Origin of the sequence: Solwaraspora sp. WMMB762 (assembly GCF_049179115.1) — a bacterium.
Lineage (GTDB): Bacteria > Actinomycetota > Actinomycetes > Mycobacteriales > Micromonosporaceae > Micromonospora_E.
The window spans coordinates 890715-903993 of sequence record NZ_JBMHMD010000001.1 but is presented as its reverse complement, the minus strand read 5'-3'; the positions used below and the strand labels follow the sequence as shown (position 1 = coordinate 903993).

General features: G+C 72.2%; 15 protein-coding genes. 5 read left to right on the top strand and 10 right to left on the bottom strand.

Features of this window, described 5'->3' with window-relative positions; genetic code table 11:
• The first annotated feature begins 109 nt into the window (after window positions 1-109).
• Window positions 110-889, top strand: coding sequence for an HAD family hydrolase (locus tag ACN27J_RS04245; protein WP_421363756.1), 780 nt, complete (start codon window positions 110-112; stop codon window positions 887-889).
• On the opposite strand, the gene ACN27J_RS04240 is transcribed toward ACN27J_RS04245, so the two are convergent.
• The 6 genes from ACN27J_RS04240 to ACN27J_RS04215 form a co-directional block, all read right to left on the bottom strand.
• Window positions 890-1819: a diacylglycerol kinase family protein gene (locus ACN27J_RS04240; RefSeq protein ID WP_421363754.1), complete on the bottom strand. Its 930-nt coding sequence runs from the start codon at window positions 1817-1819 to the stop codon at window positions 890-892.
• Window positions 1816-2775 carry a twin-arginine translocase subunit TatC gene (tatC, locus tag ACN27J_RS04235; protein ID WP_421363751.1) on the bottom strand — a complete coding sequence of 320 codons (960 nt, stop codon included), beginning with the start codon at window positions 2773-2775 and terminating at the stop codon, window positions 1816-1818. Before tatC ends, ACN27J_RS04240 begins: the two co-directional genes overlap by 4 nt.
• 18 nt (window positions 2776-2793) lie before the next feature.
• Window positions 2794-3105 (bottom strand): Sec-independent protein translocase subunit TatA, encoded by a 312-nt coding sequence (gene tatA / locus ACN27J_RS04230; RefSeq protein ID WP_421363748.1) that lies wholly within the window; start codon window positions 3103-3105, stop codon window positions 2794-2796.
• A 204-nt stretch (window positions 3106-3309) separates the two neighbouring features.
• Window positions 3310-3561 carry a hypothetical protein gene (locus tag ACN27J_RS04225; protein ID WP_421363746.1) on the bottom strand — a complete coding sequence of 84 codons (252 nt, stop codon included), beginning with the start codon at window positions 3559-3561 and terminating at the stop codon, window positions 3310-3312.
• 9 nt (window positions 3562-3570) lie between these two features.
• A complete protein-coding gene (locus ACN27J_RS04220) occupies window positions 3571-4578 on the bottom strand; it encodes a helix-turn-helix transcriptional regulator (protein ID WP_421363743.1) in 1008 nt (335 codons plus the stop codon).
• The gene (locus ACN27J_RS04215; RefSeq protein WP_421363740.1) at window positions 4575-5570 is read right to left on the bottom strand and encodes a helix-turn-helix transcriptional regulator; all 996 of its coding nucleotides are present in this window, start codon (window positions 5568-5570) and stop codon (window positions 4575-4577) included. Before ACN27J_RS04215 ends, ACN27J_RS04220 begins: the two co-directional genes overlap by 4 nt.
• 80 nt (window positions 5571-5650) lie before the next feature.
• Between ACN27J_RS04215 and ACN27J_RS04210 the strand changes: the two genes are divergently transcribed.
• Window positions 5651-6748, top strand: a complete 1098-nt coding sequence (locus tag ACN27J_RS04210; protein ID WP_421363738.1) for a DUF3866 family protein — start codon at window positions 5651-5653, stop codon at window positions 6746-6748.
• Between the two features lie 46 nt (window positions 6749-6794).
• Here ACN27J_RS04210 and ACN27J_RS04205 read toward each other — a convergent pair whose 3' ends face one another.
• The 4 genes from ACN27J_RS04205 to rfbA all read right to left on the bottom strand — a co-directional run bounded on the left by ACN27J_RS04205 (window position 6795) and on the right by rfbA (window position 10023).
• On the bottom strand, window positions 6795-7025 hold the full coding sequence (locus ACN27J_RS04205) for a hypothetical protein (RefSeq protein WP_421363735.1): 231 nt from the start codon (window positions 7023-7025) through the stop codon (window positions 6795-6797).
• A 17-nt stretch (window positions 7026-7042) separates the two neighbouring features.
• Window positions 7043-8401 carry a Pup--protein ligase gene (gene pafA / locus ACN27J_RS04200; RefSeq protein WP_421363732.1) on the bottom strand — a complete coding sequence of 453 codons (1359 nt, stop codon included), beginning with the start codon at window positions 8399-8401 and terminating at the stop codon, window positions 7043-7045.
• A gap of 90 nt (window positions 8402-8491) precedes the next feature.
• The gene (rfbC, locus tag ACN27J_RS04195) at window positions 8492-9115 is read right to left on the bottom strand and encodes a dTDP-4-dehydrorhamnose 3,5-epimerase (RefSeq protein ID WP_278169026.1); all 624 of its coding nucleotides are present in this window, start codon (window positions 9113-9115) and stop codon (window positions 8492-8494) included.
• Window positions 9115-10023 carry a glucose-1-phosphate thymidylyltransferase RfbA gene (gene rfbA / locus ACN27J_RS04190; RefSeq protein ID WP_421363729.1) on the bottom strand — a complete coding sequence of 303 codons (909 nt, stop codon included), beginning with the start codon at window positions 10021-10023 and terminating at the stop codon, window positions 9115-9117. The genes rfbC and rfbA overlap by 1 nt, the downstream gene beginning before the upstream one ends.
• Before the next feature lie 206 nt (window positions 10024-10229).
• Between rfbA and rfbB the strand changes: the two genes are divergently transcribed.
• The 3 genes from rfbB to ACN27J_RS04175 all read left to right on the top strand — a co-directional run bounded on the left by rfbB (window position 10230) and on the right by ACN27J_RS04175 (window position 13231).
• The gene (gene rfbB, locus ACN27J_RS04185; RefSeq protein WP_421363726.1) at window positions 10230-11216 is read left to right on the top strand and encodes a dTDP-glucose 4,6-dehydratase; all 987 of its coding nucleotides are present in this window, start codon (window positions 10230-10232) and stop codon (window positions 11214-11216) included.
• Window positions 11213-12097 (top strand): dTDP-4-dehydrorhamnose reductase, encoded by an 885-nt coding sequence (rfbD, locus tag ACN27J_RS04180; protein ID WP_421363724.1) that lies wholly within the window; start codon window positions 11213-11215, stop codon window positions 12095-12097. Before rfbB ends, rfbD begins: the two co-directional genes overlap by 4 nt.
• A gap of 87 nt (window positions 12098-12184) precedes the next feature.
• Complete coding sequence (locus ACN27J_RS04175) at window positions 12185-13231, top strand: glycosyltransferase family 2 protein (protein ID WP_421363722.1); 1047 nt, start codon at window positions 12185-12187, stop codon at window positions 13229-13231.
• Window positions 13232-13279: the final 48 nt, after the last annotated feature.

The following is a 13279-nucleotide window of genomic DNA, read 5'->3' as shown; positions in this document are numbered from 1 at the left end:
CCGGTCAGGGGTCTCGTCACTCCTGAGCGCCGAGGGTCGAGCAGCGGCTGCGTCCACGCGGGTTAGGGCAACCTACCGGGCCGCCGAGCCGGCTCGATAAGGTGCAGGCGTGCCGGATCATCCCGAACGCCCCCGCCCCGACGTATCCGCCGGTCCCGGGTACGAACCGGCCGACCGGCCACGACGCCGCCCGGTCGAGGCGGTCCTGTTCGACTTCCACGGCACACTGGCCCAGGTCGAGGACCCGGTCCGCTGGGTCACCCAGGGTGCCGAGGCGTGCGGGGTGACCCTGGACCGGGGGCGGGCTACCGTCCTCGCCGACCGGCTGCTGACCGCCGGCCGGGCCGGTGGGCCACTGCCCACCCGGGTGCCCGCGCAACTGGCCGAGGTGTGGGCCGACCGCGACCTGTACCCGCAGGCGCACCGGGCCGCGTACACCGGGCTGGCCGCGACGGTCGACAGCGGGGTGGACGGCCTGGCCGACGCCCTCTATCAGCGGCTGCTCGGCCCGGACGGGTGGCTGCCGTACGCGGACACCGCCGCGACGTTACGGGCCCTGCACGCCGCCGGGGTGCCGGTCGCCGTGGTCAGCAACATCGGCTTCGACATCCGCCCGCACTTCGCCGCCTGGGGCCTGGCCGACCTGATCGGCGCCTGGGCGTTGTCCTACGAGGTAGGCCGCTGCAAACCCGACCCGGCGATCTTCCTGCGGGCCTGCGGGATGCTGCGGGTCGATCCGGAGCGGACGCTGATGGTGGGCGACACCCCGGCCGACGCCGGCGCCGTACGGGCCGGCTGCGCGGCGCTGGTGCTGCCGGCGGCCGACCCGGGTCGGGCCAACGGACTCGCCGCCGTGCTCGACCTGGCCACCGGCGAACCGGACCGGTGATCACCGCAGCAGCCGCACCGCTCCCGGTACGGCGGTGACGGTCACCGGCAGCGGCCCGAGCCGTTCACCGTCGGCGTAGCAGACCAGATCCGGCGCGTCGATCGTCACCTGACGGGCCCGGAGGCTGCGCACCATCGGATGGTCGACGTGGCTGCCCCGACGGACCTGCGGTTTGATCCGGATCAACGTACGGCGGGAGACCGGCCCGGCCACCACCACGTCGAGCAGGCCGTCGGTCGGGTCGGCCGCCGGGCAGATCCGCATCCCGCCGCCGTAGCTGGCGCAGTTGCCGACCGCGACCAGCACCGCGTCGAACTCGTCCGGCTCGCCGTCGCACACCATCCGGTAACGGCGCGGCCGTAGCCGCGCCAACTCGACCAGGACCGCCAGGTCGTAGCGGCGCGGCCCGGACGGCCAGCGCATCCGGTTGGCCCGCTCGTTGACGACCGCGTCGAACCCGGCGGCCAGCACCGCGCCGAACCACCGGTCCGGCCGGCCGGGCACAGACACCCGGGCCAGGTCGACGGACCGGCTCCGGCCGGCGCGCAGGGCGGCGGCGATCACCGCCGCCGCCCGGGCCGGATCGGCGGGAAATCCGGTGCCGGCGGCGAAGTCGTTGCCGGTGCCGGTCGGCACCGGCCCCAGCGGGACACCGGTGCCGGCGAGCGCCTGCAGGGCGAGGTGCACGGTGCCGTCGCCGCCGACGGTCACCACCGCGGCCGCACCACCGTCCACCGCGGCCCGGCAGGCGCTCGCCGCCTGGTCGGCGGTGCCGGCGGTCAGCAGCCGCACCGGCCGGCCGGTCGCCGCCAGCAGGTCGCGGACCAGCGGCAGGACTGCCGCCTGCCGGCCGTGACCGGCCGCCGGGTTCGCCAGCACCGCGACCGCGCCGGGCACCTCGGCGGACGGACCGCCGGACGGACCGGTCACGTCATGTCGTCGTAGCGACGCTCGATCGGCAACGGTTTCGGCACCGGCTGGGTCGGCACGACCGGGGTGACCGTCTCGGTCCGCTCCGCGACCGCGACCGGCTGCGGGTCGTCGTCCAGCGGCGACGCCTCGTCGTCGTCCAACCCGGCGTACACCTCCTTGCCGCGACCGCGACGCTTGTCGTTGAGGAACGCCACCCCGACCGCGACGAAGTACAACAGCGCCAGGCACAACGCCAGCAGGGTCATCCCGAACGGGCCGGGGTCCGGGGTGGCGACCGCCGCGAACGCGAAGCAGACGAAGACCACCGCTCGCCACCAACTGAGCAGGCGTCGCGCACTGACCACACCGGTGAAGTTGAGCATCAGCAGCACCAGCGGGAACTCGAACGCGACCCCGAACAGCAGGATCATCGTGGTCACGAACGAGATGTACCGGGTCACCTCGAGCTGGGTGGACAGCCCGGTGACGCCGGCTTCCAGCAGGAACGCCAGGCCCTTGTCGACGACGAAGTAGGCGAGCATCGCACCGGCCAGGAACAGCGGTGCCGCGATCGAGACGAAGACGTACGCCCACTTGCGTTCGTGCCGGTGCAGACCAGGGGCGATGAAGGCCCAGAGCTGGTAGAGCCAGACCGGTCCGCCGACGATCAGCCCGATCCAGAGCGCCAGCTTCAGCTTCAGAACGAAGCCGTCGACCGGGGACAGCTGCAGGAAGTCCCGGCAGGAGCCGTCGGCGGTCACCTCTCCGGTGTCGGGCAGCTGGCAGTACGGCTGCTTGAGCAGCTGGAACGCCGGATCCGCGAGGAAGTAGCCGACGATCAGGCCGGCGACGACGGCCAGCGAGGCCCAGAACAGCCGGGTACGCAGCTCACGGAAGTGCTCGATCAGGGTCATCGAGCCGTCGGAGGCACGGTCGAACTTGCTCGGACCGCGCCGACGCAGGGCGAAGCCCACGGCAGGAGACCTTTCCGGTCAGTTGGCGTCGCGGACGCGCTGCGGCTGATCGGCCGCCGGGGCTGCCGGCGCCGGCGGCGGCTGGTAGCCCGGCTGATGCACGCTGGTCGGCTCGATCACCGGCTCGGCCTGGTACGGCGCGCGGCCGTGCTGGGCGTCGGCCTTCTCCGCGAGGTCCTTGTCGTCGTCGGCGAGGCTCTTGGTCTCAGCCTTGATGATCCGCAGGGAGCGGCCAAGCGACCGCGCCGCGTCCGGCAGTCGTTTGGCGCCGAAGAGCAGGATCAGCACGACCACAAGTACGGCGATGTGCCACGGCTTCAGGGCTTGCATGGCATAGCTCCAGTCGGTGCGTCGGGTGGTGATGAGCCCATCGTACGTGCGTTCGCGGGGTCCGCCACCTGCCAGACCGGGTCAATCTGGCCTGGTCGGTGAAGTCTCAACCACAATCAACTGACCCGTCAACCACAGCGGGCACAACGCTCGCCGGCACCGCGCGGGCAGTGGCCGAACAGCCAGATTGGCGTGTCCGGCTGGTCAGCCGGACCTGTCCGGCCGGTCCCCGGGCCGTTCGGGCCGTGGACCCGTCGCCAGGCTCTGCTCCAGCTGCGCCAGCCGCAGCTGCAACTGCTCGGCCTGCGCAGCCAACGCCTCCGCTTCGCCCTGGCGGCGCTGCAGGGCGAGCGCGGCACGGCGTAGCGCCGGCAACCGGGTCAGCACCGGACGGACCGCCCCGACGAGCACCAACAGCGCGCATCCCAGCACGGCGAGAACGATCCAGGTCAGCACCCGAGCAGACTAGCCGCTAGCGGACAGGTCCGCAGCCGGCGCAGCGCCGGGTACGGCGTACGCGGCAAGCGCGGCGGACGCTGCCGCGTGCACCTGCGCGACCAACTGTGCCGGGGCGACCACCGTGACGTCCGGGCCGAGCCCGAGCACGAACCGGCGGGCCCAGGCCAGGTCGGTGACCCGCATGGTGACCAGCCACTCGCCGTTCGATTCGACCCGGACGTCCTCGCACGGGTAGTACTCGGTGATCCACCGGCCGCACCGGCCGACCCGCAGGACCACCGACGGTAGGCCCGGCGTCGGTTGGAACGCGGCCTCCCGGGGTTCGTGCCGACCGGCCTGCGGCGGTACGGCGGCCGGCTGGTCGAGCTCGACCAGGGCGTCGACCCGGTCGGCCCGGAACAGCCGGACCGCCTCGGCCCGCCGGCACCAGGCCTCCAGATAGCCCCGACCGCCGATCATGAGCACCCGGATCGGGTCGACGACCCGGTCGGTGGTCTCGTCGCGGGCCGCCGTGTAGTAGGTGATCCGTACCGCCCGGCCGCTCTGTGCCGCCGACCGCAGCCGGTCCAGCCGGGCCGTGTCTCCGGGCAGGCGTACCGCGACCGGGGCGCCGGCCGACTCGCCCGCCGCGTCCTCGATCTTGGCCAGTGCCCGCTCGACGGCGTCCCGGTTGGCCAGCCCCGGCGTCTCGGCCAGCATCCGCAGCGCCACCACCAGGGCCAGGGCCTCGTCCGGCGTCAGCCGCAACGGTCGGTCGATGCCGGCGTCGTAGGTGATCGTCACCCGGTCGCCGTCGAACGCCATGTCGATCAGGTCGCCGGGGCCGTAGCCGGGCAGCCCGCACACCCACAGCAGCTCCAGGTCCTCCCGCAGTTGACGCGCGGTGGTGCCCAGGTCGGCGGCGGCCTGGGCGATCTCCACACCCGGCCGGGCCAGCAGGTAGGGCACCAGGTTGAGCAGCCGGGCGAGCCGGTCGGCTGAGGCCCGCGAGCCGGTCGGTCGGGACGTGGTCACCCCCGCACCTCCGCACCGGCCGGCTGGTGCGCCACCACGATCTCCTTCAGCCGCTGGATCACCAGCTCGCGCAGCTCCGGTGGATCGACCACCCGCACGTCGGCGCCGTACCTGGCCAGCTGGCCAGCGAGCGCCTCCGGCTCGGCGTAGCGCAGGGTCAGCCGGTCCCCGTCCGGGCCCGGGACGCAGGACTCCGCGCCGCGCCGCAGGCCGGCGGCCCGGCCCGGCCCGGCCAGCACGGTGGCCACCCCGGTACGTTCGACCGGGTCCGACCAACGGGCGACGTGACTGATCAGGTCGACGCCGGTCGGCGGGGAAAAACTGCCGGCCCGACCGGTGAGCCGCACCGCGCCCACCACCCGGGACAACCGGAAGCAGCGGGTAGCCTCGCGGTCCTGGTCGTGGCCGACCACGTACCAGCGACCCCGCCAGCAGACCACTCCCCAGGGCTGCAGCCGCCGCCGGGTGGGGGTGTCGCCGCTGGGCACCCGGTAGTCGAAGGTCACCGGACGCCGGTCGCGGGCCGCGGCGGTCAACGCGGCGAATGCCGGGTCGACCGTGACCACCGGTTCCACCCCGAGTGTGGCCTGCGGATCCACGTCGATGCCGGCGGCCCGCAACTTGGCCAGCCCGGACGAGGCGGCGGCGGCCAGCCCGGCGTGCTGCCACAGCCGGGCGGCGATGCCGACGGCGGCGGCCTCCTCCGGCTCCAGCGGGATCTCCGGCAGCGCGTACTCGCGGTGGGCGATCCGGTAGCCCGGTTCGCTGTCGAAGGCGCTGGCCGCACCGGTTTCCAGCGGCACGCCGAGGTCCCGCAGCTCCGCCTTGTCCCGCTCGAACTTGCGCTGGAAGGCCTCGTGGTCACGGACGTCGGACGGATCGTGTTCGTAGCCGGGTACGGTCGCGGCGATCTGCGCGGCGGTCAGGAAGCGCCGCGTCGACAACAGGCAGATCACGAGATTGACCAGGCGTTCGGTCCGGTTGCGGGACACGGCACGACGCTAGCAGTGTCGGCGGGGCAGCGACCGCCCCGCCCGGCCGCTGTACGGGGGTGCAGGTTAGCGTGCCCGGCATGGTGCGATGGCGTGACGGCAGGGTCACCGCGGTCCGGCGGCGGTGGCGCGGGGCGGTCGAACTGGACGTCGTGGTCGACGGGGAGCCGGTACGCGCGGTGGCCTATCCGGCGCTGGTCGGCGAACCCGAACCCGGCGACCGGGTGCTGCTGAACGTCTCGGCACTGCTGATGGGGCTCGGCACCGGCGGATACGCCCTGGTGGTGGCGGTGCCGGACCGGCTGCCGCCGGACCCGCCAGGCGGGCGGGACCGCTCCGACGGGCATCTGGTGAAGGCCCGCTACACCCCGCTGCAGGCGATCGTGTGCGGGGTCGACGAGGAGGCGTCACCGCACCGGCAGGTGCTGGCCGACGCCGAGGACCTGGCCGGGATGCCGGTGGTCACCGCCGACCTGCACTCGGCGCTGCCGGCGATCGTCGCCGGCGTCCTCGCCGACCGGCCCCGGCTGCGCGTCGGGTACGTGATGACCGACGGCGGGGCGCTGCCCGCCGGCTTCTCCCGGACCCTCGACGGGCTGTCCGCAACGCTGGCCGGCACGGTCACCGTGGGCCAGTGCTTCGGCGGCGATCTGGAGGCCACCACCGTGCACAGCGGGCTGCTGGCGGCCCGGCACGTGCTGGCCGCCGACGTGACGGTGGTCTGCCAGGGTCCGGGCAACCTCGGCACCGGCACCAGATGGGGCTTCTCCGGCGTCGGGGTGGGCGAGGCGGTCAACGCCGCCGCCGTACTCGGCGGGCGACCGGTCGGCGCGCTGCGCATCTCCGCCGACGACCCGCGGCCGCGCCATCGCGGCCTGTCGCACCACAGCGGCACCGCGTACGGCTGGGTGGCGCTTGCTCCGGCGGACCTGGTGGTCCCGGCGGACCTGCCGGCGGAGATCGCCGACGAGGTCACGGCCGCGCTGCGTCAGCTGGTCTCCCCTATCGGCCGGCACCGTGCGGTACGGGTCGCCACCGACGGTCTCGACGCGGCGTTGCGGGCCAGCCCGGTGCCGCTGCGCACCATGGGCCGGGACCTGGCCGGCGACCACGCGTACTTCCTGGCCTGCGCGGCCGCCGGCCGGCACGCGGCGGCGCTGGCCGGCGGCGACCAGTGACCCGACAGCGCTGGCCGGCGGCGACGGCTGACCCGGCGGCACCGGCTCAGCTGACGATGATCAGAACCGCCCAGACACCCAGGATGAGCGCCAACGCCGTGGCGAGCACCCAGGTGGGCACGGTGTACTCGCCGCGCCGGTTGCGGGCGATCTCCGCAGCGATCTTGTTGCGCCGCCGCTCGAGCCAGGTCTCGGTCCGGGGAAACGGACTCGGCCGGCCAGCGGCGGACGGCGGCGGCGGCGGCGGCGCGGGATCGTCGCGGGTGGGGTCAGCCATCGTCTGGGAGCCTACCGTCACATGCTCGCGATCAGCCGCTCCACCCGCTCGTCGTAGGCCCGGAACGGGTCCTTGCACAGCACGGTTCGCTGGGCCTGGTCGTTCAGCTTGAGGTGGACCCAGTCGACGGTGAAGTCCCGCCGCTTCTCCTGGGCGTGCCGGATGAACTCCCCGCGCAGCCGGGCCCGGGTGGTCTGCGGCGGTGTCTCCTTCGCCTCGAAGATCTCCGGATCGGTGGCCACCCGGTCGACCTGGCCGCGCCGCTCCAGCAGCGCGTACAGCCCGCGGCCACGGCGCAGGTCGTGGTACGCCAGATCCATCTGGGCGACCCGCGGGTGGGACAGCGGCAGATCGTGCTTGCGCTGGTAGCGCTCGATCAGCTTCAACTTGGTCACCCAGTCGATCTCCCGGGCGACCGGATCCAGGTCACCGGTCTCGACCGCCCGCAGTGCCCGGCCCCACAGCTCGACGACCCGTTTGGCGGTCTGGTCGCTGCCCCGGCGTTCGACGAACTCGGTCGCCCGGGCCAGGTACTCCTGCTGGATCTCCAGCGCGCTGACCTCCTTGTTGGAGGCGAGGCGGATCTTGCGCCGGCCGGTGATGTCGTGGGAGACCTCGCGGATCGCCCGGATCGGGTTCTCCAACGACAGGTCCCGCATGACGACGCCGGCTTCGATCATCCGCAGCACGATGTCCGCGCTGCCGACCTTGAGCAGCGTGGTCACCTCGTTCATGTTGGAGTCGCCGACGATGACGTGCAGCCGGCGGTACCGCTCGGCGTCGGCGTGCGGTTCGTCGCGGGTGTTGATGATCGGCCGGGACCGGGTGGTCGCCGAGGAGACGCCCTCCCAGATGTGCTCGGCCCGCTGGGACAGACAGTAGACCGCCCCGCGCGGCGTCTGCAGCACCTTGCCGGCGCCGCAGATGAGCTGCCGGGTGACCAGGAACGGGATGAGCACGTCGGCCAGCCGGCCGAACTCGCCGTGCCGGGACACGAGGTAGTTCTCGTGGCAGCCGTACGAGTTGCCGGCCGAGTCGGTGTTGTTCTTGAACAGGTAGATCTCGCCGGCGATGCCCTCGTCGTGCAGCCGCTTCTCAGCGTCCACCAGCAGCCCTTCGAGGATCCGCTCGCCGGCCCGGTCGTGCGCCACCAGGTCGGTAACCGAGTCACACTCCGGCGTGGCGTACTCCGGGTGGGATCCGACGTCGAGGTAGAGCCGGGCCCCGTTGCGGAGAAAGACGTTGCTGGACCGCCCCCAGGAGACCACCCGGCGGAACAGGTAGCGCGCCACCTCGTCCGGCGACAGCCGCCGCTGGCCGCGGTAGGTGCAGGTGACACCGTACTCGGTTTCGAGCCCGAAGATTCGCCGTTCCATGACCAGACATTAGCCGCCCCGAGGGCTCCGTGGTCAGTCTCGGGCGACCTGTCGGACGAACTACGCCCGACAGGTCGCTTTCGCGCAGAGTTATTGGCCAGATGCGTATGGCGACTCGGCGGCGGAGAGCCGGGCAGTGAACTCCCGACAGCGGCCGTAGTCCGGCAGCAGGCCGTCGGCGCGGGCCTGGGCCAGTGTCGGGGCCGCGTCGTCGCGGGCGGACAGCTGTGGCGCGGCGACCGGCCAGTCGATGGCCAGGTCGGCGTCAAGGGGATGCACACCGTGCTCGGCGCGCGGGTTGTAGGTGGTCGAGCAGAGATAGTTCAGGGTGGCGTCGTCGGACATCGCGCAGAACCCGTGCCCGAGTCCTTCGCTGAGGTAGACCGCGCGGCGGTCCACGTCGTCTAGCCGCACCGCCGTCCACCGGCCGAACGTCGGTGAACCGACCCGCAGGTCGACGATCACGTCGACCACCGCGCCCCGTACGCAGCTGATGTACTTGGCCTGACCGGGCGGCACATCGGCGAAGTGGATGCCCCGGACCACGCCGCGCGCCGAGACCGACAGGTTGCCCTGGGCCAGCCGCAGCGGATGCCCGACCGCCCCGGCCAGGTGATCGAAGCGGTACCACTCCATGAACAGCCCACGCGGGTCACCGTGCTGCTGCGGGGTGACCTCCCAGGCGCCCTCGATCTCGAGCTCCCGGATCTTCATCAGGCCTCCTCGGCCGGACCGGCATCGGACAACCGGTGGTCGTGGCGCTCCTCGAGCAGGCTCAGCAGGTAGCTGCCGTAACCGCTCTTGGTCAGCGGCTCGGCGAGTGCGCGCAGCTGACCGTCGTCGATCAGTCCGGCGCGCCAGGCGGACTCCTCGACGCAGCCGATCTTCATGCCCTGGCGCTCCTCGATCACCCGGACGAACTCAGCGGCCTGCATCATCGAATTGAACGTGCCGGTGTCCAGCCAGGCCGTTCCCCGGTCCAGCACGGTCACCGACAGCTGACCGGCCCGTCGGTACGCCTCGTTGACCGCAGTGATCTCCAGCTCGCCGCGGTCGCTCGGTTTCAGCCCCGCAGCGATCTCCACCACCTGGTTGTCGTAGAAGTACAGTCCGGGCACCGCGTAGCGCGACCGAGGCCGCTTCGGCTTCTCCTCGATCGACAGGACCCGGCCGGCGGCGTCGAAGTCGACCACGCCGTACGCCTCGGGGTTGGCCACCGGGTAGGCGAAGATCAGGCCGCCGGTCAGGTCGGCGTGGTCGGACAACTTCCGGCCCAGACCGATGCCGTGGAAGATGTTGTCGCCCAGGATCAGCGCGACGGACTCATCGCCGATGAAGTCCGCGCCGAGCACGAATGCCTGGGCGATGCCTTCCGGCCGGGGCTGCGCCCGGTAGCTCAGTCGCAGCCCGAACTGCGCGCCGTCGCCGAGCAGTCGTCGGAACTGTGGTTGATCCTCCGGTGTGGTCACGACCAGGATCTCCTGGATGCCGGACATGATCAGGGTGGCGAGCGGGTAGTAGATCATCGGCTTGTCGAAGACCGGCATGAGCTGTTTCGACACGGCGCGAGTGATCGGCCAGAGCCGAGATCCGGTACCGCCGGCGAGTAGGATTCCACGCACGGCGGGAGCCTACCGGCCTAACCACCCACAGCAACCGTCAACGGGCTCCCCGTACGGGCCGGCCACGGATGTCGGACCCTTCGTCCGACACCTGCTGGGCCGGTCGTGCACCAGTCCATTGCCGGTCCCGGCGGGGACATCGTCGGAAAGCCGTCACCGGCGATCCCCCGGTCGACGGTGCCGGTGTCCCGTAGACTCCCGGACCTGTGAGAGTCCTCGTCACCGGCGGTGCCGGCTTCATCGGTTCCGAATTCGTCCGGATGCTGCTCACCGATCCGAACGCCCCGGTCAGTCCGGCTACGGTCACCGTGCTGGACAAGTTGACCTACTCCGGCAATCTCGCCAACCTGGCCCCGGTCCGCGACGACCCACGGCTGACCTTCGTCCAAGCGGACATCTGCGACGCCGCCGCCGTCGACCGGGCACTCGCCGGACACGACATGGTGGTGCACTTCGCCGCCGAGTCGCACGTCGACCGGTCGATCACCGGTGCCGCGGAGTTCGTGACCACCAACGTGGTGGGCACCCAGACCCTGCTCGACGCGGCGCTGCGCCACGGGACGAACCGGTTCCTGCACGTCTCGACCGACGAGGTGTACGGGTCGATCGACGAAGGGTCGTGGACCGAGGACTGGCCGTTGGCGCCGAACTCGCCGTACTCCGCTTCCAAGGCCGGCTCCGACCTGCTGGCCCTGGCCTACCACCGAACACACGGCATGGACGTGGTGGTGACCCGCTGCTCCAACAACTACGGGCCGTACCAGTTCCCCGAGAAGGTGGTCCCGCTGTTCGTCACCAACCTGCTGGACGGCGGTACGGTGCCGCTGTACGGCGACGGCGGCAACATCCGGGACTGGCTGCACGTGCGGGACCACTGCGTGGGCATCGGGCTGGTCGCCGCCGGCGGGCGCGCCGGCGAGGTGTACCACATCGGCGGCGGGACCGAACTGACCAACAAGGAGCTCACCGCCCGGCTACTGGACGCCTGTGGGGTGGGGTGGGAACGGGTCGTCCCGGTCACCGACCGCAAGGGGCACGACCGGCGCTACTCGCTGGACATCAGCAAGATCTCCCGCGAGCTGGGCTACGCCCCGAGTGTCACGCTGGACGAAGGACTGGCCGACACGGTCCGCTGGTACCGGGAGAACCGGTCCTGGTGGGAGCCGCTGAAAAAGCCCGTGGCGTCGTCGTGACCGCGGCCGACCGGTGGCTGGTCACCGGTGCCGGTGGGATGCTGGGGCAGGACCTGCTGGCCGCATTGGCCGACCACCGGGATACCCGGTCGGTGACCGCGCTGACCCGTACCGATCTGGACATCACCGACCCGGCGGCGGTCGCTGCCGCAGTCGACGGGCACCAGGTAGTGATCAACGCCGCAGCGTGGACCGACGTGGACGGCGCGGAGGAGGCTGAAGACGCCGCCACCGCCGTCAACGGCACCGCCGTGGCGCATCTGGCCCGGGCCTGTGCCGACAGCGGTGCGCGCCTGGTGCACGTCTCCACCGACTACGTGTTCGCCGGCGACGGCACCTCCCCGTACCCGGAGGACGCCCCGACCTCGCCGGTCAACGGGTACGGCCGCAGCAAGCTCGTCGGCGAGCAGGCCGTCGCCCGACTGCTGCCGGAGCGCGGCTACGTGGTGCGGACCGCGTGGCTCTACGGAGCGCACGGACCGAACTTCGTCGCGACCATGCTGCGGCTGGCCGGTGAGCGCGAACACCTCGACGTCGTCGACGACCAGCATGGTCAGCCGACCTGGTCGTACGCCCTCGCCGACCAGATGGTCATGCTGGCCGGGGCAGCGGTCGCCGGCACCGCCCCGGCCGGGATCTACCACGCGACGGCGAGCGGGCAGACGACCTGGTGCGGGCTGGCCCGGGAGGCGTTCGCACTGCGCGGCCTCGACCCGGCGCGGATCCGCCCCACCACCAGTGCCAACTTCCACCGGCCCGCCGCCCGGCCGGCGTACTCGGTGCTCGGACATCGGCGTTGGGCGCTCGCCGGGCTACCGGTCATGGCAGACTGGCGGAGCATGCTCTCCACCGCGTTGCGCGACCCGGCGTTCGGCGGCTGACCTCCACGGGCCACCGGACCAGTCGGCAGGACAGGCACGCCGCGCCAGAGGCGGCCCGGATTTCCCAGGCCCAGGAGAGAAACCGAAATGTCGGAAATAAACCCTGAACCCAGTACGTCGTCCGGCCTGCCCCGGGTCAGCGCCGTCGTGTTGGCCTGGGGCGCGGAACCGCTGCTGCGCCGATCGGTGGAAGCCCTGCTCGCCTCGGTGAAGGTCGGCGTCGACGTGGTGTTGGTCGACAACGGATGCACCACCGACGATGTCACCGTGCTGCGGGAGGTTCCCGGCGTCACGGTGGTCGGCGACGGCAGCAACATCGGCTTCTCCGCCGGCTGCAACGTCGGCGTGGCCGCCGCCGACGGCGAGTACGTGGCGTTGGTCAACGGCGACGCGGTGGTCGAGCCGACCACCCTCGCCCGGCTGGTGGACGAGCTCGCCGACCCGGGCATCGGCATCGCCGCCGGCGCGGTGCGGCTGGCCGACGAGCCCGACCTGCTCAACTCCCGCGGCAACGAGGTACACGTGCTCGGGCTGAGTTGGATCGGCGGGTTCCGCGAGCGGGAGACCCGCACCGAGCCGACCGAGACCGCCGGTGCCATGGGCGCCTGCCTGGTGACGCGGCGGGCGCACTGGGAGCGGCTGGAGGGTTTCGACCCGCACTACTTCGCCTACCACGAGGACGCGGACCTGTCGATCAGAACCTGGCGAGTCGGTCTGCGAGTGGTCAACGTGCCGGACGCGGTGGCGCTGCACCGCTACGAGTTCAGCCGCAACAGCTTCAAGTTCTACCTTGTCGAACGCAATCGGGTGATGTTCGTGGCCACGACGTGGGGCGCCCGGTCGCTGGTGCTGCTCGGTCCGCCGCTGCTGGCCCTGGAGTTGGCGATGCTGGTGCTGGCGGCCCGGCAGGGCTGGCTGGCCGACAAGGTCCGCGGCTACCGGTGGCTGTGGCAGCACCGCAGCCACCTGCGGCGACGCCGGGCACGGCTGCAGGCCGAGCGGACCGTCCCGGACCGGGTCTGGATGCGGGTCCTCACCGACCGGCTGGACACCCCGCTGATCGACCCGCCGGGCAGGACGGTGTTCAACGCCGTGCTGTCCGCGTACTGGCGGACGGTGCGGCGCTGGGTGTGACGCAGCCGGGCCGAAACGCCGCCCTGGTGCGTCACACCCAGCGCCCGG

What these genes read in the sequence shown, in the direction of transcription:
- tatA (WP_421363748.1), bottom strand. Translation starts at nt 3,105, where the DNA reads ATGCAAGCCCTGAAGCCGTGGCACATCGCCGTACTTGTGGTCGTGCTG.
- ACN27J_RS04210 (WP_421363738.1), top strand. Translation starts at nt 5,651, where the DNA reads ATGGTGCGATGGCGTGACGGCAGGGTCACCGCGGTCCGGCGGCGGTGG.
- ACN27J_RS04205 (WP_421363735.1), bottom strand. Translation starts at nt 7,025, where the DNA reads ATGGCTGACCCCACCCGCGACGATCCCGCGCCGCCGCCGCCGCCGCCG.
- pafA (WP_421363732.1), bottom strand. Translation starts at nt 8,401, where the DNA reads ATGGAACGGCGAATCTTCGGGCTCGAAACCGAGTACGGTGTCACCTGC.
- rfbC (WP_278169026.1), bottom strand. Translation starts at nt 9,115, where the DNA reads ATGAAGATCCGGGAGCTCGAGATCGAGGGCGCCTGGGAGGTCACCCCG.
- ACN27J_RS04175 (WP_421363722.1), top strand. Translation starts at nt 12,185, where the DNA reads ATGTCGGAAATAAACCCTGAACCCAGTACGTCGTCCGGCCTGCCCCGG.